The sequence below is a fragment of the Streptomyces sp. P17 genome (assembly GCF_032436805.1).
In the GTDB taxonomy this organism is placed as follows: Bacteria; Actinomycetota; Actinomycetes; order Streptomycetales; family Streptomycetaceae; genus Streptomyces.
Map to the genome: position 1 here is coordinate 1 of NZ_JAVRBF010001546.1, position 232 is coordinate 232.

Sequence of the window (232 nt, forward strand, 5' to 3'; positions counted from 1 at the left end):
GCGCTGGTAATCAATGGCTGGGAACCGGCCCGAACATGTTCGACCCGATTTATCCCTTGCAGATGCAATGGGGCGCAGCATGTAAACTGTGCCCCTCACACCAAGCAGGCGTTTATTCCCAGATGCTGTCCAATTCCCAGGCCTGTAATGCAGCAAACTGCGCCTGTCCACTTTCGGCAAACAGGCTAACGCCTTGATGACCGTCGGCCGGGTAGATACGGCTGGTTAGACA

1 protein-coding gene is annotated in these 232 nt (G+C 55.6%); it reads right to left on the reverse strand.

All coding sequences use genetic code 11. From position 1 onward, the window contains the following. Positions 1-112: 112 nt before the first annotated feature. Positions 113-232 (reverse strand): GH32 C-terminal domain-containing protein (locus tag RMT89_RS46485; RefSeq protein WP_399499150.1); only part of this gene is annotated, 120 nt, incomplete at its 5' end.